Genomic DNA, 26,623 nt, shown 5'->3' with positions numbered 1-26,623 from the left:
GCCATGCAACGACTTGATCTACTGACTGCGACGAACCTGGCCAGCGATGCGATTCGCATTGCTCGGGAAACCGGGATCAAACCTCTGGGCGTCGCCGTACTGGATGCCGCCGCCCATCCCTTGGCGGTTCTGCGCGACGAACACGCCACTTACCTGCGCACGCAAATCGCCATCGGCAAGGCACGCGGTTGCCTGGGCATGGGTTTTGGCGGACGTGAACTGGCACGACGCGCGCAGGCCATGCCGGCGTTTTTCGACGCTATCAACAGTTTGACCGGCGGTGAGGTTATACCGGTGGCGGGCGGCGTGCTGATTCGTAATGCCGAGGGCATGGTGCTCGGGGCCATCGGCATCAGCGGCGATACCTCGGACAACGACGAGCGCTGCGCATTGCTGGCCATCGCCAAAGCCGGGTTGGTCGCCGACACCGGCGATCAGGCAGAGGGTTGATCGAGCAACGCGGCCTGTTCCAGGAGCAGGCCGCGAAACCATTGCATGGCCGGGTCATGTTCTTGATAAGGATGCCATTGCAAGACTTGAACGGCCTCGGGAAAAGCCAACGGCGCCGAGTGGACGCGCAATGGATAACGCTGGGCGAAGCGTTGCGCCTGTCGTTGAAACACCGTGGCAATGCGCGCGGTGCCAATGATGTACTCCGGCATCAGCACAAAGCTTTCAACGGTCACCGCGACTTGCCGCTCAATCCCGAGTTCATGCAGGTGCATGGCATCCATCGCCAGGTTGTGCCCGTCGGCAAACTCGCGCACCACATGCGCTGCCGCGCGATAGTCGGCCAGGCTCAGCTGCTCGGCAAACTGTGGCTGTTGCGCGCAGACGATACAACAGAGCTGGTCCGTCATCAGCGGCACATGGGGATAGGCCGGGTTCAACCGTCGCTGCGGCACGATCACACAGTCGCTGCGCCGATAATCCAATGCTTCGCTGACGACATCGCCGTCACGCGGCACCGGCATGTCACGCAGGCTCAAGCGAATACCCGGAGCGATACGCGCCAATGCACGGCTGACCGCCGCAAGCAGCACATCGGCGACGTAATCGGAGGCTACGAGGGTAATGTGCCGGTCGCAGTTTGCCGGATCAAAATTCAGTGGCGCGTCGACGACTTCCCGTGTCAGCGCCAACGCAGCACGCACTTTTGGCAGCAACTCCATCCCCAACGCGGTGGGCTCCAGGCGTCGTCCAACCTGCACCAGTAACGGGTCATTGAAATGTTCACGCAAGCGGCCCAGTGCCGAGCTGGCAGCTGACTGTCCCAGGCACAGACGCTCGGCCGCCCGGCTGACACTGCATTCGCTCAGCAAAGCGTCCAGCGCAACCAATAGATTGAGGTCAAGGCGTCGATATCGCATGTCGGTTCCGCTGAAAGGGTCAGGTGTTTGCCCGAGATGACGGGCATGGTCCACAACAAATCATGACCTTATCCAGCGGTTTGCCGATGCACCAATCGCATGCGACGCTGGCAGGTATCGGCAACAACGATACCCGGCGCCAGAGCCGAGTGACTCAGCAGGCAAGCGATCCAGTTACGAGCCTGCTCAGCCTCAGCACGGCAAAGCCCATCCCTGGACTTTCGTCAGGTGCAGTCATTCAGAAATCCACGGTTGCCGACAACAAATAGGTGCGCGGTGTCGAAAGCGTCAGCCCCGGCTCACTGTCGTCCGAAGCGCCTGCCGAGCTCCAGTAGCGTTTATCCAGCACGTTCTCGACATTGGCGCGCAAGGTGACGGTTTTCTGATCGACCTTGAAGGCGTACCGCGTGCCTACGTCAAAGCGCTCCCAGGAGTCGATTTCCTTGTCGTTCGACTGATCCAGATACTGCGAACTCGAATAAATGCCGCGCCCGGTCAGCGTCAGGCCTTGTAGCGTCGGCACGTCCCACTCGGCGCCCAGATTGACGTTGTATTTCGGCGTTGCCGGCGCGCGATTGCCGTCGAACGTGCCGTTGGTGGTGTGAGTCAGCTCGCTGTCGATGTACATCACGCCGCCGAGCAACCGCACGCCTTTGAGCGGTTCGCCGAACACGCTCAGTTCCACGCCGTTGTTCTGTCGTTTGCCGTTCGGGCCGAAAACTCGAGTCGTGGCGTTGGTTTCATAAGCGGGCTGTTTGATCCGGAACACCGCTGCGGTCAGTGCATAGGCGCCGGCGTCGTACTTGGCGCCGACTTCAACCTGACGACTGATGAATGGCGGGAATATTTGGTCTTCGTTCACCGAGGTCGACGGCGCGATCTTGCCCTGACTCAAGCCTTCCATGTAGTTGGCGTACAGCGACAGCTTGTCAGTGGCCTTGAACAGAATGCCGCCCGAGGGCGAGACTTTTTCCTCGTCATACGCCGTATCGCCTTTCACGTCATCGCTCCAGTCATCGACTTTTACCCGTTGCCAGCGCGCACCGAGGGTCAACAGAAGGCGGTCATCAAAGAAGCCCAAGGTGTCGGACAACGCCACACCGCTGAAGCGATTCTCGGTGTAAACCTTGGCGTCATAACGCGTCGGCGTGCCGGGTTTGGCGATTTCCACCGGCTCATAAAGGTTGCTGCGACCGGCCGCATAACGCGCGCCGCCATTCTCGAAATCCATATAGAAATAACTGGCCGCCAGATTGACCTCGTGGCTTACCGGCCCGGTGTGAAACCAGTTGCGTACGCCTGCCGTAGCTGTGCGCACATTTTCGTCACGAGTGAAATCACGCGGTTGAACGCTGAAATCACCGGCATCGTTGGTCACGGAAACCGCATGGCGGAGGAAGTCGTGATTGCTTTTGCGAGCGCCCACACCGCCGTACACCATCACCGAATCACTGACATCGAACTCAGCGTTAACCGTGCCGAAGGTATCCTTGGTCCGCGCCTGGCTCCACGGTTGCGCGTAGTTGTCGCGCACATCGTTGGCGTTCGGCACCTTGGCATTGGCGGCGACTTGCACGCGCTCTTGCGGTGCGTCGGTGTCGCGCTCGGTGTGGCCAATATCGGTCGACAGCCGCAGGCGCTCGCCGCGAAAATCCAGGCCGAGTACGGCCATGTCGCGGTCGACGCTCTGGTGATCCCACTCCGTGTCACCGGACTGTTTGACGCCGTTGAAACGCAGGCCGAACTGGTTGTCTTCACCGAAACGGCGGCCGACATCCACCGCACCCCCGACCTGATTATTCGACGCGTAATTGGCCGTCAGCGAAGTGATCGGCTCGTCGCTTGCGCGCTTGGGCACCACGTTGATGCCCCCGCCGACACTGCCCCGTGGCGAGATGCCGTTGATGAGCTGGCTCGGGCCTTTGAGAATGTCGACGCGATCAGCCATTTCCATGTCGATCGTGTAAGTCGGCAAAACCCCATAGAGGCCGTTGTAGGCCACGTCACTGTTGAACAGACTGAAACCACGGATGGTGAACTGCTCGTAACGGCCACCGGCCGGGTTGGTCGCGCGCACCGACGGGTCGCTGGCGATCAGATCGCCCAGCGTGCGTGCCTGTTGGTTTTTCACGGTTTCGCTGGTGTAGGTGGTCATGCTGAACGGGGTTTCCATGAAGTCTTTCGACCCCAGCAAACCCTGTGAGCCGCGCCGCGCCACCTGCCCTCCGGCAAAGACATCGGCGCCGGTCGAATCACTGGCGCCGAGAATCGAAGTCGGCGCCAATTGCAGGCTGCTGCCCTCCGCTGCCGGCACCAGGGTGTAAGCGTGTTCGCCCAGCGATTGCAGTTGCAAACCGGAGCCCAGCAACAACCGGGTGAACCCCTCCTCCACGCCAAACTCGCCGGACAAACCATTACTGTTGCGCCCGCTGACCAGCGCCGGATCGACCGACAGATTGACCCCGGCCAATCCGGCAAACCGCGTCAACGCTGCACTCAGGCTGCCGGCCGGCACCTGATAACTGCGCCGGGCGTCTTCGGCCCAGCTGGACTGGATCAATACGGGGCTGGCACTCAGGCTCAGCAGCAGGCTCAACTGCAACAACGGACGCAAACGACTTGGGAATACGGCGGGCATTGGAAGAAGCTCTCGGTTTTGTTCACTTGCCTGGAATGACCAGCGAGGCGAAAAAAAGGGACAGGCTTCAGCCAGTTTTTTCTGTGGGAGGAATGTTTCGCGGCGTAAGGGACACCCAGAACCGTGTACGCGTATGAACCTCGAGCGGCAGGCTGGCCGCGAGCAATGCGAGGATTTGATCGGTGTCGTCGAGGCGGAAACTACCGGTGATGCGCAGCGCTTCCAAAGCCGGGTCCCAGCGCAACAGTCCCGAGCGATAGCGACTGAGCTCACGCAGGAAATCCCCCAGCGGTTGGTTCTGCGCCATCAACACGCCGTGACGCCAGTCCGGCATCAATGCATCGAACGCTGTAACGGAACCTGCGCCAGTAGCTCGCAGACTGACCTGCTGCCCCTGATTCAACACCAGCACAGGCCCGCGCAGCGGTTGTAAGCGGACCGAGCCGCTGACCACCGAAACATTGCAATCGCGCTCATTGAGACGCACGCAAACCTCGCTGCGACTGACGATGATCCGCCCGTAAGGCGCGTTGATGGTCAGCGACGACGTTTGCGGGACGTTGAGCGCTATCTCGCCACGAACCAAGGTCAATTGACGCGCGGCCAGATCGATATTTACCGCGCTGTCCGTGTTGAGATCCAGCCAACTGTCATCCGCCAACGGCAACCGTCGGTGCTCTCCAGTGCGGGTGTGCAGATCCGCACGCCACGCATCCATCGGCAGTTGTCGACTGATCAGCCACGCCGCTGGCACCAGCGCAGCCAGACCGAGTGCACGTTTCAGTGCGGCACGCCGCGCCAGATCCGGACGATCCAGCGTGGCCATGGCCAATTGCGCCGGCACGGCAGAAAAACGTTGGCGCAGCAGCTGAATCTTCTGCCAGGCGTTCTCGTGACGACTGTCGCTGCTGCGCCAATCCTGCAGGCGCGCATGATCGTCATCGGTGGCATCGCCCGATTCGAGCAGCGCAAGCCACTGCGCGGCGGCGCGTGCCACGTCGCGCACTTCTGCATCGGGAGCTACACGCGTCATAGATCCAACATCAAACAATGCTCGTAACCCATTGCCATATAACGTTTTATTGTTCGCTCGGAAACCTGCAGGCGCTCGGCGATTTCGCGGTAACCGAGGCCTTCCAGCTGACTCCACAAAAACGCCCGGCGTACTGCTCGGGGCAAACCATCGAGCAGTTCATCCAGCGCTTGCAGGGTTTCCAGCAGAAGCCAGCGCTGTTCGGGCGACGGCACGCACTCCGCGGGCAATTGCGCGAGGGCTTCGAGGTAGGCTTTTTCCAGACTGCGGCGGGTGTAGAAATTGCTCAGCAGGCGTTTGCCCACCGTCAGCAGATACGCGCGCGGTTCACGCAAGTCGGCAATCGGTTGCGCACTGCACAGCACGCGCATGAAGGTGTCCTGGCTCAGATCCGCCGCATCCCAGGCATTGCCCATGCGCCGCCGTAGCCAGGTTTCCAGCCAGCCGCGGTGATCGCGATACAGTTCGTGCAGGTGCTGCGGCGATGGCGTCGCTGCTTCAGTCATCTCAAGAGTCCTGCGCGAAGTCAGTTTCAAATGAGAGTGATTCTATTTAACTTGAGCGACGACACAAAGCCTTTTTATACAAAACGGCTTTCATGAGCGCTTCAAGGTCTCGCTCGGCAGCTCTTTGAACAGCGCCCGATAGCTGCTGGAAAACCGCCCCAAATGCCAGAACGACCAGTGCATGGCCACCTCGGCGACGGTGGTTTCCGTGGGCCGGCGCTTGAGCAATTCGCGGTGGGCGCTGTTCAACCGGCGCAGGCGCAGCCAGTGACTCGGGGTCATCCCGGTGTAGGCCTTGAATGCCTGCTGCAATTGCCTCAGCGGCACGCCTGCCACGTGGGACAGTTCAAGCAGATTGACGATGTCTTCCGGCGAATCCGCCGCCCACTCCCCGACCCGTTTCATGATCGTGCGCTCTTCGCTGCGCCGCTGTAATCCGCCGCGATCGAGGCTGGTGTGAGCGTTATCCAGAATGAATAAACAGTCTTCGAGCAGTTGTTGAGTCAGTGCATCTTTATCAAGCGGATCAATAACTTGCGACAACTTCGTGAGAGTTGAGCTTAACCAGCGACTGAACAAGGCGTTCTGCCCGCAATTGAGTTGTGTCATGAACAGCCCTTCGAGTTTCGCCACATTCAGACCGTGCTGACGGACAAACTCCGGGCCGAACACCACGGCGATTTCCTGATAGTTCTCCGGGGTGATCCAGATGTTGCGGCTCTCTTCATTGAGCAGGTACAGCGCGTTGTCGCTGCGATCAAAACAGAACGCCAGGGCACCCGATGGCGCGCTGAAATTCTGCTCGACGCGGGTGTTCATCTGCTCTTCATAGACCTCGACACCCTGCAGATCCAGATAGCGGATCTGCCCGGCGAAATGACCCGGCGACATCTGTTGGTAATGCTGGACCCAGCCCGGCGTGGCGCGGACCTGCTCGGCCACATCGGCGGTGTTGAACGCTTGAACCTGGAGCGAATTGCACGTTGTCATGGGTGACCTTTGCGCACTCTTTTGGTGCGCTTTGGTGCTGCTTAAAGTGGATAGATGGAACAGCAAGGCTCGCCCAAGATAGTCGTCAACGCGCCACAGGGGAAGGGGCGGAAGATGAAACCCGCCCTCCCCGGCGTCTCTCAAACCAATAACGAGGTCTTTATGAATGCCCCTTTCGATCAGCTGCTGACGTGGCTGAAAGATCACAAGATTACCGAAGTTGAATGTGTGGTCAGCGACCTGACCGGCATCGCCCGCGGCAAGATCGCACCGACCAACAAGTTCCTGCATGAGCGAGGCATGCGCCTGCCGGAAAGTGTGCTGCTGCAAACGGTAACCGGGGATTTTGTCGACGACGACATCTACTACGACCTGCTCGATCCTGCCGACATCGACATGGTCTGCAAGCCCGTGGCTGACGCGGTCTACGTGATTCCATGGGCGATCGAGCCGACCGCCATCGTCATCCACGACACCTTCGACAAGTTCGGCAACCCGATCGAACTGTCGCCGCGCAACGTGCTGAAGAAAGTCTTGCAGCTGTACACCGACAAAGGCTGGAAGCCGATCGTTGCGCCGGAAATGGAGTTCTACCTGACCCAACGCTGTGAGGATCCGGACTTGCCGCTCAAGGCGCCATTGGGCCGCTCGGGCCGCGCCGAAAGTGGCCGACAGTCGTTCTCCATCGATGCCGCCAATGAATTCGATCCGCTGTTCGAAGACGTCTACGACTGGTGCGAGCTGCAGGGGCTGGACCTCGACACGCTGATCCACGAAGACGGCCCGGCGCAGATGGAAATCAACTTCCGCCACGGCGACGCGCTGGATCTGGCCGACCAGATCACCGTGTTCAAGCGCACCATGCGTGAGGCCGCACTCAAGCACAACGTCGCCGCGACCTTCATGGCCAAGCCGATCGGCGACGAGCCGGGCAGCGCCATGCACATTCACCAGAGCGTAGTGGACATCGCCACCGGCCAGCCGATTTTCGCCAACGCCGACGGGCAGATGAGCGAACTGTTCCTGCATTACATCGGCGGTCTGCAGAAATACATCCCGAAAGTGCTGCCGATGTTTGCGCCGAACGTCAACTCGTTCCGCCGCTTCCTGCCGGACACCTCGGCGCCGGTCAACGTCGAATGGGGCGAAGAAAACCGCACCGTCGGCCTGCGCGTGCCGACCTCCAGCCCGGAAGCCATGCGCGTTGAGAACCGCTTGCCGGGCGCCGACGCCAACCCGTATCTGGCGATTGCCGCGAGCCTGCTCTGCGGTTACATCGGCATGGTCGAAGGCATCGCACCGAGCGCTGCAGTACAAGGCCGCGCCTACGAACGCCGCAACCTGCGCCTGCCGATCACCATCGAGGAAGCGCTGACGCAAATGGAAGAGTGCGAGGCCGTCGCGCAATACCTCGGCGACAAATTCGTCCGTGGCTACGTCGCGGTGAAGCGTGCCGAGCATGAAAACTTCAAGCGGGTGATCAGCTCGTGGGAGCGTGAGTTCCTGATGCTCAGCGTTTAAGCCAAATCTGCACAAATCCCTGTGGGAGGGGGCTTGCTCCCGAAAGCGTCGGCACATTCACTGTTGATGTCGACTGACACACCGCTTTCGAGAGCAAGCGCTCTCCCACATGGGGATTAGCGAACCACCTGAGAAATCCAATAAATTTAAGAGGTGTCGAAATGCGTTTGTTGAAATCCGTACTCCCGGTCGCCCTGAGCGTGCTGTTCAGCGCCGTAGCCCAAGCCCAACCCCAGGTCAGCGTCTACAACTGGACCGACTACATCGGCGAAACCACCCTCGCCGACTTCCAGAGCCAAACCGGGATCAAGGTGATCTACGACGTTTTCGACTCCAACGAAACCCTGGAAGGCAAACTCCTCGCCGGGCGCACCGGATATGACGTGGTCGTGCCGTCCAACCACTTCCTCGCCCGTCAGGTGAAGGCCGGCGCGTTTCTCAAGCTCGACCGTTCGCAACTGCCGAACTGGAAGAACCTCGACCCGAAACTGCTCGAACTGCTGGAGAAAAATGATCCGGGTAACGCGCACTCGGTACCGTACCTGTGGGGTACCAATGGCATCGGCTACAACGTCGACAAGGTCAAGCAAGTGCTGGGCATCGACCACATCGATTCCTGGGCGGTGCTGTTCGAACCCGAGAACCTGAAAAAACTCAGCCAGTGCGGCGTGTCGATGATGGACTCCGCTGACGAAGTTTTCCCTGCCATGCTCAATTACATGGGCATGGACCCGCGCAGCGAAAACCCCGAAGACTATAAAAAGGCTGAAGCGAAACTGCTGAGCATCCGCCCGTACATCACCTACTTCCATTCCTCGAAGTACGTCTCGGATCTGGCCAACGGCGATATCTGCGTGGCCTTCGGTTACTCCGGCGACGTGTTCCAGGCCGCCAACCGCGCCAAGGAAGCCAAGAACGGCGTGAACATCGCCTATGCCATTCCGAAGGAAGGCGCCAACCTCTGGTTCGACTTGCTGGCCATCCCTGCCGATGCGAGCAACGCCAAAGAAGCCCACGCCTTCATTAATTACCTGCTCGATCCGCAAGTGATCGCCAAGGTCAGCGCCTCCGTCGGTTACGCCAACCCGAACCCGGCCGCCAAGCAATATATGGATCAGGAGCTGGTCAACAACCCTGAGGTTTACCCATCTCAGGCTGTACTCGACAAGCTCTACATCTCCTCTACCCCGCCCCAGGCGATCATGCGACTGATGACCCGCTCCTGGAGCAAAGTGAAGTCGAACAAATGAATCAGTACACCCAGGAACACGCCCGCTCCTACTACGCCGCTTCGGCCCGGGCGAGCACACCTTATCCGCTGCTGGACGGTGATCTGACGGCCGATGTTTGCGTGATCGGCGGCGGATTCACCGGGGTCAACACCGCCATCGAGCTGGCTCAGCGCGGGTTATCGGTGGTGTTGCTCGAAGCCCGGCGCATCGGCTGGGGCGCCAGCGGGCGCAATGGCGGCCAGTTGATTCGCGGGATCGGGCATGAGGTGACAGGTTTTGCCAAGTATGTCGGTCAGGAAGGCGTACGTTACTTGCAGCGTGCCGGCATCGATTCGGTCGAGCTGGTGCGCCAGCGCATCGGCGCCAACGGCATCGAGTGCGACTTGCGCTGGGGCTTCTGCGATCTGGCCAACACCAGGGCACAGTTCGCTGCCTTCAAGGATGAATTGGTCGACCTCGCCGAACTCGGTTATACCCACGAAACCCGCCTGATTGGTCCGGAGCAGATCCGCCAGCAGGTAGTCAACTCAGACATTTATGCCGGTGGCCTGGTGGACATGGGTTCCGGTCACCTGCACCCGCTCGATCTGGTGCAAGGCGAAGCGCGGTTGGCGGCCGCGTTGGGCGTGCGGATCTTCGAGCAGAGCGAGGTGCTGGAAATCATCCACGGCGCGACCGTGCAGGTGCGTTGCGCCACCGGTACGGTGCGCGCCGGCAGTCTGGTGCTCGGCTGCAATGCGCACCTGGACGAACTCGAACAGCAACTCAGTGGCAAGGTGCTGCCGGCGGGCAGCTACATCATCGCCACCGAACCGTTGTCCGAGGCCCGCGCCGCGCAGCTGATACCGCACAATCTGGCGGTGTGCGACCAGAAAGTCGGCCTCGATTACTACCGGCTCTCGGCGGACCGGCGCCTGTTGTTCGGCGGTGCCTGCCACTATTCCGGACGCGATCCGGCGGACATTGCAGCCTATATGCGACCGAAGATGCTCAAGGTCTTCCCGCAACTGGCGGATGTGCGCATCGATTACCAATGGGGCGGCAGGATCGGCATCACCGCCAACCGCTTCCCGCAGGTCGGCCGGCTCAAGCAACACCCGAACGTGTTCTACGCCCAAGGCTACTCCGGCCATGGCCTCAACGTTACCCACTGGTGCGCGAAACTGCTCGGCGAGGCGATTGATGCCGGTCACAGTCAGGGCATGGATGTGTTCAGCGGCGTGCCGCACATGACCTTCCCCGGTGGCCCGGCCCTGCGCTCGCCGCTGCTGGCACTGGGCATGTTCTGGTATCGCCTGCGGGAAATGCTCGGTTAACTCCCAATCCCTGCGGCATCTCCACGGGAATCGGGGCGTACGCCCCGTACACATTTGCTCTATCGCCAAGCACTTCTATATTCATGAGGTGCTTTGGCGTTCCTGACGCTCAGTGCCCAATCAATCGAGGAGGACATGGATGAAGTCGTCAGCCACCGACGAGCCGCGAGCGCCAGGCCAGGCCCCGGTCAAAACCCGCCGTTTCGGCATTTCACTCGTCTGGATCGTGCCGATCGTGGCGGTGCTGGTGGGTATCTCGCTGGTGGTGCACAACATCATGCAGGAAGGGCCCAGCATCACCGTCAACTTCAAGACCGGCAGCGGGCTGGTGGCGAACAAGACTGATGTCAAGTACCGCAACGTGGTGATCGGTCAGGTCACCGATGTCGCATTGAGCGATGACCAGAAGAGCGTCAACGCCACCATCAAACTGGCCAAGCAAGCCGAAAGCTTTACCCGCGAAGATTCACAATTCTGGGTGGTGCGCCCACGTATTGGTGCAGGCGGCGTGTCGGGTATCGACACCCTGCTCTCCGGCGACTACATCGGCGCCGACATCGGGCAGTCCAACAATCGCGCCAAACAATTCAAGGGCCTTGAAAACCCGCCGCCGATCACCTACGGCGAACCGGGCAAGCGGTTCATGCTGCACACTCAGGATCTCGGTTCGCTGGACATCGGTTCGCCGGTGTATTACCGCAAGATCCCTGTCGGCCAGGTCGTCACCTACGCGCTGGCGCCTGACGGTAAAGGCGTGAACATCGAAGTGTTCATTCACGCGCCCAACGATGCGTTCGTCACCGAAAACACCCGTTTCTGGAACGCCAGCGGTATCGACGTCAACGTCGGCGCCAACGGCTTCCAGGTCAAAACCGAATCGTTGTCGTCCATGCTGGTAGGCGGTATCGCCTTCCGCGCGCCGGACTACAGCCCCAACGATGTGGCCGCCGCCGATGACAAGGACTTCGAACTGTTCGAAGACCAACAGACGGCCCTCGCACCGCCCAACGGCAAGGCGCAATACCTGAGTCTGCGGTTCGACCAGTCCCTGCGCGGCCTCAAGGTCGGCGCACCGGTGGAGTTCCTCGGCATGGAAATCGGTCGGGTGGTGGCCATCAATCTCGATTTCGACGCGAAAAAGCGCAGCTTCCCGCTGAACGTCGGCATCGTCATTTACCCGCAGCGCCTCGGTCAGGCCTACAGCAAAATGCTCACCGCGTTCAAACACGACCCCAACGACGAAGCGGCCGGCATTCGTCTGATGGGCACCTTCATCGACAATGGCCTGCGCGCTCAGGCCCGCAGTGGCAACCTGCTGACGGGTCAACTGTACGTTGCGTTGGACTTCTTCCCGAAAGCCGAAAAAGTCGCCTTTGACCCCACGGCGCGCCCGGTGGTGATTCCAACCGTGCCCGGCAGCCTCGAACAGTTGCAGGAAAAACTCGAAGCGGTGGTCGACAAGCTCAACAAGCTGCCGGTCGACCGCATCGCCAGCAACCTCGACAGCAATCTGGTCGAGCTGCGCAAAGGCCTGACCCAGTTTAATGCCAAGACCTTGCCGGGCGTGCAGAGCACCCTCGCCGATGTCAGCAAGACCTTGCAGTCGGCCAGTTCGACGCTCGCCGAAGATTCGCCGCAGCGCGAGAAACTCACGGAAACCCTCGACGAACTCGGGCGCATGTCGCGTTCGCTGCGTGAACTGTCGGATTACCTCGGCCGGCATCCGGAATCGCTGATTCGCGGTCGTCCCGATAACGCCGCGCCGCTGGATCTCAAAGGACCGCCACGCAATTGAGCACAGGAGCTACCGCAATGGCTTTACCGCTGAAAATCACCGTGCTCGCTGCGTTCATGCTGCTTGGCGCCTGTCGCAGCGACCCGATCAGCTTTCACACCCTGACGCCGGTGCAGGTCGCCAACACCCGGACCGGCGCGCAGATTCCGATTGAGGCGCTGAGCGTGCCGCCGCAGGTCGACCGGGCGCAAATTGTTATCCGCCAAGGCAACAGCGGCCTGGCGATTCTGGAAACCGATTGGTGGGGGGCGACACTGGCGGATGAGTTGCGCGGTGCGTTGGCCGACCAATTGAGCAATACCAGTGGGCAAGGCAACGTTTCGGTTCGCATCGAAGTGCAACGCTTCGACTCGATCCCCGGGCAGTACGGCCTGATCGACGCCAAATGGCGCTTGCGTCCCGTCGGCGCCACGGACAGTGGCTCGCTGACCTGCCGTTCGACCCTGCAAACCCCGTCCGGCCCGACCATCGATGATCTGGTGGGTGCCCAGCAGCACAACGTCAAACGTCTGGCCGATCAGATCAGCCGGGCGGCAGCCGGCAACGCGCGCACCTGCCCCTCCCCGTCCTGACGGCGCCTACAGATCGAAACGATCCACCGCACGCCGCCGCTCGTTGTCATCACGCACATCGTAGTTGGCGGTGGTCTGGATGTTGCTGTGGTGGGCGAGCTTCTGCGCAATCGACAGATCATGTTCCTCGATCACCCGCGTGATGAACGAACGACGGAAGTCGTGGGGCATGATCTTCACCCCGACCTGCGTGCCCCGCTGACGGGCGATGTAATAGATCGCGTGTTTGGTGATGCGCTCGCGGGTGATATGGCTGCCGCGACGGATGCGGTTGAACAGAAAGGCGTCGTCGCTCTCGCCTTCCTTGAGTTGCGAGCGGCGCAGTTCCAGCCAGGCATCGAGTTTGGCAAACGCCCACGCCGGCGCGTACTTGATCAGTTGTTTGTTGCCTTTGCCGGTGACGGTCAGACTGCGTTCAGTGAAGTCGACCTGATTCAGGTCCAGGTCCACCGACTCCGATTTACGCATGCCGGTGCCGTACAACAACGCAATTACCGCCGCATCGCGCAGCCCTTGCGGGCGCGGATCGGCGGCGCAGACTTCCATCAATTCGTGGATCAGGGTGCGCTTCAAATTGCGTCCCTGGGACAAGCGCGTACCGGCAATGCCTTTGACCGAGCGCATCTTCAACAAATGATCCTGAGAGATCAGGCTCATGCGCCACGCTTCATTCATCACGCCGCGCACGGCATTCACATAAAGCGAAGAAGTGTTCGGTGCATAGCCGTCGGCGCGTAACGCGGCGACCAGTGCCACGACGTCTTCCGGTTGCAGCCCGTGCCAGGGGATTTCCTCGATGTCCACGTCTTCGAAGCCGAGGCGGTCAGCAGCGTCCTGCAAGACATAACGCATGGTCAGTTGGCTGGAGGGCGCCAGGCGCGTCAGATAAAGCGTCAGCGGATTAGTGTTGGACGGGGTGGATTGAGTACTCGACAAGTCAATCAAACGAAACGGCCTTGAATGGAAAACAGTTCAACGAAACAACTTAAAAGTGCAAACAAACTTATATAAAGAACGACGCTTTCGCTGGGCTTTTCAATTAAAAGAGCCGATGAACGGAAGAAGTCTGAACGGTGGCTGTATGGCTTACAGATAGACGAATCGCCGACCGCTTTTTCATGTTCCTTTCACAAAAACGCGCATAACCTTAATCACGACAGGTTGCCCCGAAAGGCCTGCAACCCTGCCGTCCGTGGACTTAAAAGTCAATCAGGCATTCCCCGGCCGGTCTCTCAACCCATTGAAATCCCGTGTTTTTCAGACAATCGGCTGAAGGATGGCTGTCGCCTCGAGGTTCTTATGAGTCAAGTGTTCCTGCCGTTTTCCCGGCCGAGTATTGGCAATGATGAGATAGCTGCCGTTGAACAAGTATTGCGTTCCGGCTGGATTACTACGGGTCCTCAATGTCAGGCCCTGGAAGAACAATTCGCCAACTATGTGGGTTGCCAGCATGCAGTAGCACTTTCCTCGGCCACTGGCGGCATGCACATCACGTTGCTGGCCCTGGGCGTTGGTCCGGGGGACGAAGTCATCACGCCGTCGCAGACCTGGGTGTCGACGGCCAACATGATCTCGCTGCTCGGTGCCACGCCGGTGTTCGTCGACGTTGATCGCGACACTTTGATGACTGACGCCACGCGCATCGAAGCGGCGATCACCCCGCGCACCAAAGCAATCATTCCGGTGCATTACGCCGGCGCCGCATTTGATCTCGATCCGCTGTACGCGCTGGCCGACAGGCACGGCATCGCCGTTATCGAGGATGCCGCCCACGCTGCTGGCACCCGTTACAAGGGCCGCCCTGTCGGCGCGCGAGGCACGGCGATTTTCTCCTTCCACGCAATCAAGAACATGACCTGTGCCGAAGGCGCGATGTTCGTCACCGATGACGAAGCGCTGGCCAGCCGCGTGCGCAGGCTCAAGTTCCACGGTCTGGGCGTCGACGCCTACGATCGCCTGACCGGGGGCCGCAAGCCGCAGGCACAGGTGATGGAGCCGGGTTTCAAGTACAACCTCGCCGACATCAATGCCGCGATCGCGCTGGTGCAACTGCAGCGGCTGGACGCGATCAACGCCCGTCGCACTGAATTGGCCACCGCTTACCGGCAAAAACTCGAAGGCCTGCCGGTGCAGCCACTGGCCCTGCCCGCCTACGCGCAAACCCACGCCTGGCACCTGTTCATCCTGCGCATCGACAGTGAGCGCTGTGGCATCGACCGCGAAGCCTTCATGAAGGGTTTGCAGGACCAAGGCATCGGCACCGGAATCCATTTCATCGCCACCCACCTGCACACCTGGTATCGCCAGCGTAACCCCGACCTGTACCTGCCGAACACCGAATGGAACTCGGCGCGACTGTGCTCGATTCCGTTGTTCCCCGACATGAGCGATCAAGACCTTGATCGCGTGGTCGCTGCCATTGCCACTCTTATGGACAAACGCCCGTGAAACCTTATCCGATCCGCTGTGTGTCGATCGTCATCCCGGTCTACAACGAACAGGACAGCCTGCCGGAATTGCTGCGACGCACTGAAACCGCGTGCCGCAGGCTGCGTCACGATTATGAAATTGTCCTTGTCGACGACGGCAGCCGTGACGATTCCGCTTATCTTCTGGAAGCAGCCGCGACCCGTGAAGACAGCCCTTTCGTGGCGGTCATCCTCAACCGCAACTACGGCCAGCACGCGGCAATCATGGCCGGTTTCGAGCAATGCAAAGGCGATGTCGTCATCACCCTCGACGCCGACCTGCAGAACCCGCCGGAAGAAATCCCGCGCCTGGTCGCTGAAGCGGAAAAGGGTTACGACGTGGTCGGCACCGTGCGCGGCAACCGTCAGGACTCGGCCCTGCGCCGTTATCCGTCGAAGCTGATCAACCTCGCCGTGCAGCGCTCCACCGGCGTCGCCATGAGCGACTACGGCTGCATGCTCCGCGCTTACCGCCGAACGATCATCGACGCCATGCTCGCCTGCCGGGAGCGCAGCACATTCATCCCGATTCTGGCCAACAGCTTCGCCCGGCACACCACGGAAATCGTCGTCACCCACGCCGAGCGTGAACACGGTGATTCGAAGTACAGCCCGATGCGTTTGATCAACCTGATGTTCGACCTGATCACCTGCATGACCACCACGCCTTTGCGTCTGCTGAGCATCGTCGGTTTCACCATGGCCGGGCTGGGCGTGGTATTCGCGGCGGCGCTGATCGTGTTGCGGCTGGTGTTCGGTGCCGGCTGGGCCGGTGACGGCCTGTTCGTGCTGTTCGCCGTGCTGTTTGTATTCACCGGGGGCCAGTTCATCGGCATGGGTCTGCTCGGCGAATACCTGGGGCGCATGTACAGCGACGTGCGCGCCCGCCCGCGTTTCTTCGTTGAAAAAGTCTTGCGCGGCCAACCCGCCCTGCCGCCGCGCGCCATCACCGTCGACGGTCTCTCTTCCTCCAATGATCAGGTTCTCTCATGAGCGCAAAAACGGTTGTCTTCGCTTATCACGATATCGGCTGCGCCGGCATTCAAGCCCTGCTCGACAGTGGCTATGACATTGCGGCGGTGTTCACCCATGCCGACGACCCGCAAGAGAACGCCTTCTACGCTTCGGTCGCGCAACTCTGCGCACGCAAAGGCATCCCGGTGCAGGCTCCCGAAGACGTCAACCACCCGCTATGGATCGAGCGGATTGCCAAACTCGCCCCTGACTACATCTTCTCGTTTTACTACCGCAATCTGCTGAGCGAGTCGCTGCTGGCCGTTGCCAAAAAAGGCGCTTTCAACCTGCACGGTTCGCTGTTGCCGAGCTACCGTGGTCGCGCGCCGGCGAACTGGGTGCTGGTCAATGGCGAAAGCGAAACTGGCGTGACCCTGCACCGCATGGTCAAACGCGCCGATGCCGGCGCCATCGTTGCCCAACAGCGTGTCGCCATTGAACGCAGCGACACCGCGTTGAGCCTGCACGGCAAGCTGCGTATCGCCGCCACCGATCTGCTGCGCGACACCTTGCCGGCGATGCTGCAAGGCAGAACCAGCGAAACCCCGCAGGACGAATCCAGAGCCACTGTCTTCGGGCGACGCACTGCTGCGGACGGCAAACTGCTCTGGGCGAAACCTGCCGAGCACCTGTTCAATCTGGTGCGCGCCGTGACCCAGCCGTATCCGGGCGCGTTCTGCGCGGTCGGTGAGCACAAACTCATCGTCTGGAGCGCCGAAGTCGTCCAAGGCAACGACGGTCAGGCGCCGGGCCGGGTGATCAGCGTCGATCCACTGCGCATTGCATGCGGCGAAGATTCGCTGGTGATCCTCTCCGGTCAGCGCAACGACAACGGCCTGTTCCTCAGTGGTCCGCAACTGGCCAGTGAACTTGGTCTGGTTGACGGTTCGCTGTTGCGCGGAGCCGAGTCCGGCCGTGCGCCACGTCGTACTCGCGTGCTGATCCTCGGCGTCAACGGTTTTATTGGCAATCACTTGTCCGAGCGCCTGCTGCGCGATGATCGCTACGAGGTCTATGGTCTGGACATCGGCTCCGACGCCATCGATCGGCTGCGCAGCCATCCGCACTTCCACTACGTCGAAGGCGACATCAGCATTCACTCCGAGTGGATCGAGTACCACGTCAAGAAGTGCGACGTGGTCCTGCCGCTGGTGGCCATCGCCACGCCGATCGAATACACCCGCAACCCGCTGCGTGTGTTCGAACTCGACTTCGAAGAAAACCTGAAACTGGTGCGCTACTGCGTCAAGTACCACAAGCGCGTGATCTTCCCGTCGACCTCGGAGGTCTATGGCATGTGCCAGGACCAGCATTTCGACGAAGACTCGTCCAACCTCGTGGTCGGCCCGATCAACAAGCAGCGCTGGATCTACTCCGTCTCCAAGCAATTGCTCGATCGGGTGATTTGGGCTTATGGCGCCAAAGGGCTGAAGTTCACCCTGTTCCGCCCGTTCAACTGGATGGGCCCGCGCCTCGACCGCCTGGATTCGGCACGCATCGGCAGCTCTCGGGCCATCACCCAGTTGATTCTCAACCTGGTCGAAGGCACGCCGATTCGTCTGTTCGACGGTGGCGAGCAGAAACGTTGTTTCACCGACATCGCTGACGGTGTCGAGGCATTGGCGCGGATCATCGATAACGACAACGACGTGTGCAACGGCCAGATCATCAACATCGGCAACCCGGACAACGAAGCCAGCATCCGCCAGTTGGGCGAAGAGCTGCTGCGCCAGTTCGAAGCGCATCCGCTGCGCGACAACTTCCCGCCGTTCGCCGGTTTCCGTGATGTGGAAAGCAAGGCGTTCTATGGCGCCGGGTATCAAGACGTGGAACACCGCAAGCCCAGCATCGCCAACGCCAAGCGTCTGCTCGACTGGACGCCCACCGTGGAAATGCGCGAGACCATCGGCAACACGCTGGATTTCTTCTTGCGTGAAGCCATGCTCGAAATCGCGGACAAGCATTGATGCAGGCCGGTCTACGCATTGACGTCGACACCTTTCGCGGCACCCGTGAAGGTGTGCCGCGCCTGTTGGAAATGCTCGACGAGGCGCAGATCAAGGCAACGTTCTTCTTCAGTGTCGGCCCCGACAACATGGGCCGGCATCTGTGGCGCCTGATCCGCCCGCAGTTCCTCTGGAAGATGCTTCGCTCCAATGCCGCCGGCCTGTATGGCTGGGACATTCTGCTGGCCGGCACCGCGTGGCCGGGCAAGCCGATTGGCCGCGAGCTCGGCCACCTGATGCGTCAGGCCCGCGACGCCGGTCACGAAGTCGGCCTGCACGCCTGGGATCACCACGGCTGGCAGGCTAATGCGGGGCGCTGGAGCGATGCGCAACTGATCGAGCAGATCCGCCAGGGCGTCGACACCTTGAGCGATATTCTCGGCGAAAAAATCCACTGTTCGGCCGCGGCCGGTTGGCGTGCCGATGAGCGCGTGATCGAGGCCAAGCAAGCCTTTGGCTTTCGTTACAACAGCGATTGCCGTGGCTCGCGTGTTTTCCGTCCGCTGCTGGCGGACGGCACGCCGGGCACGCCGCAGATTCCGGTGGACCTGCCGACCTTCGATGAAATCGTCGGCCCCATCGTTGCGGCGCGAGACTTCAACAGCTTCATCCTTGATCACTTCCGCCCGCAACAACTCAACGTCTACACCGTTCATGCCGAGGTGGAAGGGATTCTCATGGCTGAGGATTTCCGTCAATTGCTGGCCGAGGCACGTCAGCGTCACATCGACTTCAAACCGTTGGGCGATTTGTTGCCCGAGTTCTTCAACACCTTGCCCGTGGGGCGCGTGCAGCGCGGCGCCCTCGACGGCCGTGAAGGCTGGCTGGGAGTGCAAGGCGCATGACTGAACGCTGGACGCGCGCCCTGCTGTTGCTGGGTATCTGTTTGCTGGCCTATCTGCTGCCGCTGAGTACGCACGGCTTGTGGATTCCCGACGAAACCCGTTACGCACAGATCAGCCAGGGCATGCTGCTCAGTGGCGACTGGGTGTCGCCGCACTACATGAGCCTGCGCTACTTCGAGAAACCGATTGCCGGTTACTGGATAATCGCGCTGGGTCAGGAATGGTTTGGACAGAACCTGTTCGGCGTGCGCTTTGCGTCGGCGCTGAGCACCGGTTTGAGTGTGTTCCTGTGTTATCTGGTCGCCCGGCGCCTGTGGAACGAGCCGCGCAAAAGCTTCGTCTGTGCCCTGCTCTACATGAGTTTCACCCTCGTGGCCGGTCAGGCCGGTTACGCCAACCTCGATCCGCAATTCACCTTTTGGGTCAACCTGAGTCTGGTAGCGCTATGGTTTGCCGTCGACAGCCATACCGGCAGCAAGCGCATGGTGGCCTGGACGGTATTGGGGCTGGCGTGTGGCATGGGTTTCATGACCAAAGGTTTTCTTGCCTGGCTGCTGCCGGTGTTGATCGCCGTGCCGTGGATGCTCTGGCAAAAACGCTGGCGTGAACTGCTGATATTCGGCCCGCTGGCGATTGCCGTGGCGATCATCGTCAGCCTGCCGTGGGTGCTCTCGGTGCAGGCGCAGGAGCCGGACTACTGGCGGTTCTTCTTCTGGCACGAGCACATCCGCCGCTTTGCCGGGGACGATGCGCAACACGATGCGCCGTGGTGGTTCTACCTGCCGCTGCTGGTGGCGTTCAGTTTGCCCTGGGCGGGACTGCTGCCGACCGCGCTCAAGCAAGCCTGGCAAAGCCGCACCCAGCCGAAAATCGTCTTTGTGCTGCTGTGGTTGCTGATGCCGCTGGCGTTCTTCAGCCTGAGCAACGGCAAGTTGCCGACCTACATCCTGCCGTGCCTGCTGCCGCTGGCGTTGCTGCTGGGCAATGCGCTCGCCGACCGTTTGCGCCTGGCGCAAGGTCGCGCGCTGGGCATCAATGGCCTGCTCAATCTGGCGCTGGGGATCGCGGTGTTGATCGCGCTGGTTTATCTGCAACTGAGCAAACCGGTGTACGACCACGAACTGCACAGCCTGGTGCTGGTGTTCATCGCGCTGACCGGCTGGATCATCGCCAACCTGCTGCAAGCCTTCCTGCCGCTGCAATGCTGGGCGGCACCGGCGCTGGGCAGCCTGTTGCTGATCGCGGTGTTGCCAGCGGCGCTGCCGAAGTCGGTGGTGGCCAACAAGATGCCGGATCAGTTCATCAGGCATCACGTCGCGGAACTGGCGCAGACCACCCACCTGTTGAGCAACGATCTGGGGGCTGCTGCGGCGCTGGCCTGGCGTCTGAAAACGCCGCACGTGGAGTTGTACAACACGATAGGCGAATTGAAATATGGCCTTGCCTATCCTGACGGCATTCAACAGCGGGTCGATCCCGAACACGTGCAACAGTGGATGCGCGAGGCACGCCGCAGCGGTGCGGTCGGCGTGGTAATGCGCGTCAAGGGGCAGGACGAACTGGACGAAATCGATAAGTTGCCCAAGGACGGCCTCCGTTACGAACAGGGCAACCTGGTGATCATGATCCTGCCCAAGGAGGCGTCATGAGCCTGTTGCTGCTGTTGGCCGCGTGCCTGCTGACCTGTCTGGGCCAGATCGCCCAGAAGTACGCCGTGGAGAGCTGGCGCGGCGTCGAGTCGGGCTGGGCCGACAAATTGCGTTCGCCGTGGTTGTGGCTGGCCCTGCTCGCCCTCGGCTCGGGTCTGTTGATCTGGCTGTTGGTGCTGCAGCGGCTGGAAGTCGGCAGCGCCTACCCGATGCTCAGCCTCAATTTCGTGCTGATCACCCTGATTGCGCGCCTGGTCTTCCGTGAACCCCTCGACCGCCGGCACTGGCTCGGCGTGGCGTTGGTCATCGGCGGCGTCGTTTTGCTGGGGCAACCGCCATGAACCCGCGCCGTGGATTGACCTTCGCGCTGGGCAGCGTGTTGTTGGTCAGCGCTGCACAACTGGGCATGCGCTGGAGCATGACCCGCTTGCCCGTGCCGGAACAATGGCTGCCCGTCGACAGCCTCGATCGGCGGGCGTTGGCCGTGGTCATTGCAGCGATTGTTGCCTACGCCCTGTCGATGCTCTGCTGGCTCGCCGCCCTGCGCGATCTGCCCCTGGGCCGGGCCTACTCGCTGCTGAGCATCAGTTACGCGCTGGTTTATCTGCTGGCGGCCAGTCTGCCGCTGTTCAACGAATCCTTCAGTTTCAGCAAATCACTGGGCGTGGCGCTGGTCATGCTCGGGGTCATCACCATCAACACGCGTCCGGCTCGTGCGCCCGTATCCAGGAGTGCTCCATGAAAATCACAGTATTTGGCAGCGGTTATGTCGGTCTGGTGCAAGCGGCTGTGTTGGCCGAGGTCGGCCATGATGTCGTGTGCATGGACGTCGACCAGAACAAGGTCGACCTGTTGCGCCAGGGGCATGTCAGCATCTTCGAACCGGGGCTGGCCAGCCTGGTGCGCGAAGGTCTGGATTCAAAACGCCTGCAATTCACCACCGATGAAAAACTTGCCGTGCAGCACGGTCGGGTCGCCTTCATTGCCGTGGGTACGCCGTCGCGTGAAGACGGTTCGGCGGATTTGCGCTACGTGCTTTCGGTCGGTGATGCCATCGCCCGCCATCGTGAGCAACCGCTGATTCTGGTGGAAAAATCGACGGTGCCGGTGGGCACTGGCGACACGTTGCGCACGCACATCGAAAAAGCCCTGATCAAGGTCGGCCGCCTGCTGCAGTTCGATATCGTCTCCAACCCGGAATTTCTCAAGGAAGGCTCGGCCGTTGCCGATTGCCGCCGTCCGGACCGCATTGTGATCGGCTGCGAACGCGATGAAGTGCGCGACGTGATGCGCGATCTGTATTCGCCATTCAACCGCAACCACGACCGCATCATGTTCATGGACCTGCGCAGCGCCGAGCTGACCAAGTACGCCGCCAACGGCATGCTGGCGACCAAGATCAGCTTCATCAACCAGATCGCCGAACTGGCCGAGCACCTGGGTGCCGACATCGAGTCGGTACGCCAGGGCATCGGTGCCGACACGCGCATCGGTTATCACTTCATCTACCCGGGCTGCGGTTATGGCGGCTCGTGCTTCCCGAAAGACATGCGCGCGTTGATCCACAGCGCCGAGCAGGCGCACTGCTCCAGCGATCTGCTGCAAGCGGTCGAGGCCATCAACCAGCGGCAGAAGCACAAGTTGTTCGAACGCATCAACGCGTTCTACAAAGGTGACCTGCGCGGCAAGACCTTCGCCCTGTGGGGCCTGGCGTTCAAACCCAACACCGATGACATGCGCGACGCGCCGAGCCGTGTCCTGCTGGAAGCGTTGTGGGCCGCCGGCGCCAGCGTGCGCGCCTTCGACCCGGAAGCCATGCAGGAAACCCAGAACCTCTACCCGGACGAATCGAAGCTGATGCTCATGGGCACGCCGGAATCGGTATTGCCCGGCGCCGATGCCTTGATCATCTGCACCGAATGGCAGCAGTTCAAGGCCCCGGATTTCGAGCTGATCAAACAGCGCCTCAACGCCCCGGTGATCTTTGACGGCCGCAACCTGTACGACGCCGAGCGTATGGCGCGTAACGGTTTCCAATACTTCCCGATGGGCCGGGGCGAATCGCGTAAATTACCGATCCCGCTGCAACAGTGGCCACATGCGTCCGACGTCGCTTGATGAGGTTATCGCCTGAGATTCGCCGGCAATCCCTGATCGCAGGGCTGCTGGCGTTTTTATTGTTCATGGCCGGCGTGCACGGGCAGGCGCCGATCGGTTTTGATTCGCGGTTTGTGTTGTTTGCGCAAGAGATGCTGCGCCATGGGCCGACGGTGTTTCCGACCACCTATGGTCAACCGTATGCGGATTATTCAGCGCTTTCGACGCTGTTCATCTGGCTGCTGTCGTTGCCGTTCGGTGCGGTCAATGCGTTTACCGCGTGGGCGCCGAGTGCGATCGCGGGCGCATTGATCGTGATGCTGATGTACCGACTGCTGGCGCCGTACTCGCGGCGCTGGGCGCTGATCAGTATTGCCTTGCTGATGCTCACCAGCGGTTTCGTCACTGAAGTGCGCGCGGTGTCGCAGGATTTGATGCTCGCGGCAGTGGCCTTCGCGGTGTTCTATCTGGGTTATGCCCATGATCATTTCGGCGGCAGACGTCACTGGCCGCTGATCTTCGCGCTGCTGTTGCTCGGTTTCGGCATTCGCGGGCCGATTGGCCTGGTGGTGCCGACCGGCATGCTGTGCAGCTATTACCTGCTCGACCGGGAGTGGTCGCGCCTGCTGGTGTTCGGTGTACTGGCGTCGCTGTTGCTCGCAGCCTGCGTCGGCCTGCTGTTGTGGCTGGCGAAACTCAGCGGTGGTCCGCTCTTCTTGCAGGACGTGGTTCGCATGCAGTTCCTGGGGCGCATGGACGGCAGCGAAGGCGTCAGCGGTTCGCTGTACTACTTCACCCGCTCGCTCGGCAACTACGCACTGGCCTATCCGCTGGCATTGCTGGTACTGGTAGCGACCTGGCTGAGCAAACCGCAGCAACGTGGCCCGACATTACGCCTGGTGCAGTACTGCGCGGCAGCGGGACTGATTGTGATGGTGGGTTTGTCGATTCCTCAAGCGAAGAAGGCGCGGTATCTGCTGCCAATGTTGCCGATGGCGGCGATCATTGCCGCGTATCCGTTTCAGGTCGCGCACGGCCGGGTGTTTCGCGGGTTGCGCGGGTTGATGCTGGGGTTGTGGCTGGTCACGCCGGGATTGTTGCTGGTGGTGTTGCTGGTCGCCCGACAGCGGTTTACCGAGCCGTTGAGTGACGTGTCTTGGGTCCTGATCGCGCTGGGCGTGCTGCAACTCTTGGCGTTGTCGCGATTGTTGATCCCGCGTTGGCGGGTCGAGGTATTGGCGTTGTCTGCGGTGTTGGCCTTATGGACGATGTACGCGGCAGTGTTCGAGCCGGTGGAGCGACGTTTGTACGACACTCAGGCATTCAGCCGCGCGGTGTTCGCCCAGGTTCAGCAAAACCCGGCGCCGCTGGTGTTGCACGGCATGGGCAAGGACGCGAAGGCGATCAAGTTCATGGTCAACATCGAGCAGGATCTGCAACCGCAGTTCAGCGACTCGATCCAGCAACTGGAAGCGCTCAAGGGGCCGGCGTGGCTGATGATGGATCGCAGCGATCGGCCATCCCTCAAGGGCACGCCGCTGGAAAGCGCGCAGACAGTGTTGAGCGGGCGTTTCGACAAAAACGACTATGTATTGCTGTGGCTCAAACCGTAACCTGTCGAACTCTTGACCGACAGGATGCGCCTTAACATGACCTTCGACGTACGCCGCGCCAGCCTTGCTGACGCGGTTGCCCTCCCCCCGATCGAGCGTTCGGCCGCGCAATTGTTTCGTCTTGATCCGCCATTGGCGTGGCTGGCTGATGCCGAGGTACCCGATGCTGCCCAACATCTGCAGGCCATCGAACAGACGTACGTGTGGGTTGCTGAAAAGAGCGATGGGCAACTGACCGGATTTGTTCGTGCGGTAGACATCAATCAGCAGATGCACATTGAGGAGCTATCCGTCAGTCAGGCTTTTCAAGGAAAAGGCATCGGTCGCGCACTGGTTGCGGCAGTCATTGAACAAGCGCGCGCGATGCGGTTGGACTCAGTGACATTGACCACCTTCCGTGATTTGCCGTGGAATGCGCCGTTTTATCAACGGATGGGATTTGCCGAGCTGACGCTTGCACAAGCTGATCGCCATTTACACGAAGCACTGCAATCGGAAATCCTCCACGGCTTTCCCCCGGAACGTCGCTGTGCCATGCGCCTGCGCCTGATTTGAACGCAATGAAAGTCCTTGTGGGAGCGAGCAGGCTCGCTCCCACAGGAATTGTGGTGTGGCGGCTTGACCGGTGGTGGCTCCCCGGTAAGGATGATGCACGCTCGCCAAGCATTTGAAATAAGGACATTGACCCTTCGTGGCCACTTACTCGCGCCTCATCCGCCGCTTGATGATCAGCTCGCTGACCGTCGTTATCAGCCGCGCCCTGATCAGCCCGCTACTGACGCTGTTCCTCAGCAACAAGCTCGACCTCAACCCGCAAGATGTCGGCCTGCTGCTGGGCATCGCGGTGTTCAGCGCCACGCTGTTGTCGCTGTACGGCGGCTACATCATCGATCGGCTGGACAAGCGCCGGTTGCTGATCCTGACCATGCTCTCCAGCGGTACCGGTCTGATCCTGCTGACCTTCGCGCAGAACCTGTACCTCGTCACCCTGGTGCTGATCATCAGCGAAACGGCGTCGGCGCTGTTCCTGATCGGCTCCAAAGCCATCCTCAGTGAAAACCTGCCGGTAGGCCAGCGGGTCAAGGCGTTTTCCCTGAATTACACGCTGACCAACATCGGTTATGCCGTCGGCCCGATGATCGGCGTGGTGATCGCCGGCGTTCAGCCGTCAGCGCCGTTTATCGTGGCGGGCGCGATTGCCATCGGCAGCATCTTTCTGCTGTACGGTGCCGCGCGTGAAGTGAATCCGGTCTCGGCAATCGCTGCGCCATCCAGCTTTCTGAAAACCCTGATCATCCTGAAGAACGACCGCACGATGATCCTGTTTACCTTGGGTTGCCTGCTCAGCACCCTGGTGCACGGGCGTTTCACCCTGTACCTGTCGCAGTACCTGCTGGTCACCCACACGCAGCAACAGACGCTGGACACCATGGCCGCCCTGCTCGCCTGCAACGCGATCACGGTAATTGTGCTGCAGTACCAGATCGGCCGTTTACTGACCCGCGAACATCTGCGCCACTGGATTGCCGGCGGCACCGCGTTGTTCATCATTGGCCTGATCGGCTTCAGTCTTGCCGACAGCCTGGTGGGTTGGTGCGTGGCGATGTTCATCTTCACCTTGGGCGAGATGATCATTTACCCGGCCGACTTTCTGTTTGTCGACACCCTCGCCCCGGAAGAGCTGCGCGGCAGCTATTACGGCGCGCAGAACCTCGCCGCCCTCGGCGGTGCGGCCAGTCCGGTCATATGCGGGTTTCTACTGATGCACACCCCGGCGCCGAGCATGTTCTATGCCTTGAGCGCCCTCGCGGCTGTGGGCGGCTGGTTGTGCTTCATCAGTGGACGCCGCGCTGCTTCAGTTCAAAATTAATGCACTAAATCTGCATTAATATGAATTTGTCAGCATCGAGTTTGCCCGGCACACTGTGTGCGTTCCTCCCCCAATGTTGGAACACTTC

Annotated in this window: 23 protein-coding genes; 17 read left to right on the top strand and 6 right to left on the bottom strand. The window is 60.8% G+C overall.

What is annotated here, in order from left to right; genetic code table 11:
* Positions 1–3 precede the first annotated feature (3 nt).
* Positions 4–450, top strand: a complete 447-nt coding sequence (locus ACM6IV_RS25895) for a GlcG/HbpS family heme-binding protein (RefSeq protein ID WP_414872207.1) — start codon at positions 4–6, stop codon at positions 448–450.
* Here ACM6IV_RS25895 and ACM6IV_RS25890 read toward each other — a convergent pair.
* The 5 genes from ACM6IV_RS25890 to ACM6IV_RS25870 all read right to left on the bottom strand — a co-directional run bounded on the left by ACM6IV_RS25890 (position 435) and on the right by ACM6IV_RS25870 (position 6,537).
* On the bottom strand, positions 435–1,370 hold the full coding sequence (locus ACM6IV_RS25890) for a LysR family transcriptional regulator (RefSeq protein WP_414872206.1): 936 nt from the start codon (positions 1,368–1,370) through the stop codon (positions 435–437). The genes ACM6IV_RS25895 and ACM6IV_RS25890 overlap by 16 nt on opposite strands.
* Positions 1,371–1,608: 238 nt before the next feature.
* Positions 1,609–4,008, bottom strand: coding sequence for a TonB-dependent siderophore receptor (locus ACM6IV_RS25885; RefSeq protein WP_414872205.1), 2,400 nt, complete (start codon positions 4,006–4,008; stop codon positions 1,609–1,611).
* Between the two features lie 67 nt (positions 4,009–4,075).
* Positions 4,076–5,041, bottom strand: coding sequence for a FecR domain-containing protein (locus ACM6IV_RS25880; protein WP_414872204.1), 966 nt, complete (start codon positions 5,039–5,041; stop codon positions 4,076–4,078).
* Positions 5,038–5,547, bottom strand: coding sequence for a sigma-70 family RNA polymerase sigma factor (locus ACM6IV_RS25875; protein WP_414872203.1), 510 nt, complete (start codon positions 5,545–5,547; stop codon positions 5,038–5,040). Before ACM6IV_RS25875 ends, ACM6IV_RS25880 begins: the two co-directional genes overlap by 4 nt.
* Before the next feature lie 90 nt (positions 5,548–5,637).
* Positions 5,638–6,537: a helix-turn-helix domain-containing protein gene (locus tag ACM6IV_RS25870; RefSeq protein ID WP_414872202.1), complete on the bottom strand. Its 900-nt coding sequence runs from the start codon at positions 6,535–6,537 to the stop codon at positions 5,638–5,640.
* Between the two features lie 162 nt (positions 6,538–6,699).
* Here ACM6IV_RS25870 and ACM6IV_RS25865 point away from each other — a divergent pair, with 162 nt between their 5' ends.
* The 5 genes from ACM6IV_RS25865 (at position 6,700) to ACM6IV_RS25845 (ending at position 12,973) form a co-directional block, all read left to right on the top strand.
* Entirely contained in the window at positions 6,700–8,058 is a 1,359-nt protein-coding gene (locus ACM6IV_RS25865; RefSeq protein WP_414872201.1) for a glutamine synthetase family protein, read from the top strand.
* A 161-nt stretch (positions 8,059–8,219) separates the two neighbouring features.
* Positions 8,220–9,308 (top strand): polyamine ABC transporter substrate-binding protein, encoded by a 1,089-nt coding sequence (locus ACM6IV_RS25860; protein WP_414872200.1) that lies wholly within the window; start codon positions 8,220–8,222, stop codon positions 9,306–9,308.
* Positions 9,305–10,606 (top strand): NAD(P)/FAD-dependent oxidoreductase, encoded by a 1,302-nt coding sequence (locus ACM6IV_RS25855; RefSeq protein ID WP_414872199.1) that lies wholly within the window; start codon positions 9,305–9,307, stop codon positions 10,604–10,606. The genes ACM6IV_RS25860 and ACM6IV_RS25855 overlap by 4 nt, the downstream gene beginning before the upstream one ends.
* A gap of 139 nt (positions 10,607–10,745) precedes the next feature.
* Positions 10,746–12,401 (top strand): intermembrane transport protein PqiB, encoded by a 1,656-nt coding sequence (locus tag ACM6IV_RS25850; RefSeq protein WP_414872198.1) that lies wholly within the window; start codon positions 10,746–10,748, stop codon positions 12,399–12,401.
* A 17-nt stretch (positions 12,402–12,418) separates the two neighbouring features.
* Entirely contained in the window at positions 12,419–12,973 is a 555-nt protein-coding gene (locus ACM6IV_RS25845; protein ID WP_414872197.1) for a membrane integrity-associated transporter subunit PqiC, read from the top strand.
* Between the two features lie 6 nt (positions 12,974–12,979).
* Here the strand turns inward: ACM6IV_RS25845 and xerC are convergent, their stop codons facing one another.
* Positions 12,980–13,825, bottom strand: a complete 846-nt coding sequence (gene xerC / locus ACM6IV_RS25840) for a tyrosine recombinase XerC (protein WP_238704415.1) — start codon at positions 13,823–13,825, stop codon at positions 12,980–12,982.
* A gap of 447 nt (positions 13,826–14,272) precedes the next feature.
* Here xerC and arnB point away from each other — a divergent pair, with 447 nt between their 5' ends.
* From arnB to ACM6IV_RS25785, 11 genes are all read left to right on the top strand, one after another.
* The gene (arnB, locus tag ACM6IV_RS25835) at positions 14,273–15,421 is read left to right on the top strand and encodes a UDP-4-amino-4-deoxy-L-arabinose aminotransferase (protein ID WP_414872196.1); all 1,149 of its coding nucleotides are present in this window, start codon (positions 14,273–14,275) and stop codon (positions 15,419–15,421) included.
* Positions 15,418–16,434, top strand: a complete 1,017-nt coding sequence (arnC, locus tag ACM6IV_RS25830; RefSeq protein ID WP_414872195.1) for an undecaprenyl-phosphate 4-deoxy-4-formamido-L-arabinose transferase — start codon at positions 15,418–15,420, stop codon at positions 16,432–16,434. Before arnB ends, arnC begins: the two co-directional genes overlap by 4 nt.
* Positions 16,431–18,422, top strand: coding sequence for a bifunctional UDP-4-amino-4-deoxy-L-arabinose formyltransferase/UDP-glucuronic acid oxidase ArnA (gene arnA, locus ACM6IV_RS25825; protein WP_414872194.1), 1,992 nt, complete (start codon positions 16,431–16,433; stop codon positions 18,420–18,422). Before arnC ends, arnA begins: the two co-directional genes overlap by 4 nt.
* A complete protein-coding gene (arnD, locus tag ACM6IV_RS25820; RefSeq protein WP_414872193.1) occupies positions 18,422–19,306 on the top strand; it encodes a 4-deoxy-4-formamido-L-arabinose-phosphoundecaprenol deformylase in 885 nt (294 codons plus the stop codon). Before arnA ends, arnD begins: the two co-directional genes overlap by 1 nt.
* A complete protein-coding gene (gene arnT / locus ACM6IV_RS25815) occupies positions 19,303–20,955 on the top strand; it encodes a lipid IV(A) 4-amino-4-deoxy-L-arabinosyltransferase (RefSeq protein ID WP_414872192.1) in 1,653 nt (550 codons plus the stop codon). Before arnD ends, arnT begins: the two co-directional genes overlap by 4 nt.
* The gene (arnE, locus tag ACM6IV_RS25810; RefSeq protein WP_414872191.1) at positions 20,952–21,296 is read left to right on the top strand and encodes a 4-amino-4-deoxy-L-arabinose-phosphoundecaprenol flippase subunit ArnE; all 345 of its coding nucleotides are present in this window, start codon (positions 20,952–20,954) and stop codon (positions 21,294–21,296) included. Before arnT ends, arnE begins: the two co-directional genes overlap by 4 nt.
* Entirely contained in the window at positions 21,293–21,697 is a 405-nt protein-coding gene (gene arnF, locus ACM6IV_RS25805) for a 4-amino-4-deoxy-L-arabinose-phosphoundecaprenol flippase subunit ArnF (protein WP_414872190.1), read from the top strand. Before arnE ends, arnF begins: the two co-directional genes overlap by 4 nt.
* Positions 21,694–23,073, top strand: coding sequence for a UDP-glucose 6-dehydrogenase (locus ACM6IV_RS25800; RefSeq protein ID WP_414872189.1), 1,380 nt, complete (start codon positions 21,694–21,696; stop codon positions 23,071–23,073). The genes arnF and ACM6IV_RS25800 overlap by 4 nt, the downstream gene beginning before the upstream one ends.
* Positions 23,073–24,665, top strand: coding sequence for an ArnT family glycosyltransferase (locus tag ACM6IV_RS25795; protein WP_414872188.1), 1,593 nt, complete (start codon positions 23,073–23,075; stop codon positions 24,663–24,665). Before ACM6IV_RS25800 ends, ACM6IV_RS25795 begins: the two co-directional genes overlap by 1 nt.
* A gap of 36 nt (positions 24,666–24,701) precedes the next feature.
* Complete coding sequence (locus ACM6IV_RS25790) at positions 24,702–25,220, top strand: GNAT family N-acetyltransferase (RefSeq protein WP_414872187.1); 519 nt, start codon at positions 24,702–24,704, stop codon at positions 25,218–25,220.
* Positions 25,221–25,356: 136 nt separating this feature from the next.
* Positions 25,357–26,535, top strand: a complete 1,179-nt coding sequence (locus ACM6IV_RS25785; RefSeq protein ID WP_414872186.1) for an MFS transporter — start codon at positions 25,357–25,359, stop codon at positions 26,533–26,535.
* The last annotated feature ends 88 nt before the right edge of the window (positions 26,536–26,623 follow it).

This window comes from Pseudomonas sp. IT-347P, from assembly GCF_949768005.1.
In the GTDB taxonomy this organism is placed as follows: domain Bacteria; phylum Pseudomonadota; class Gammaproteobacteria; order Pseudomonadales; family Pseudomonadaceae; genus Aquipseudomonas.
This window is presented reverse-complemented; position numbering and strand designations above follow the sequence as displayed.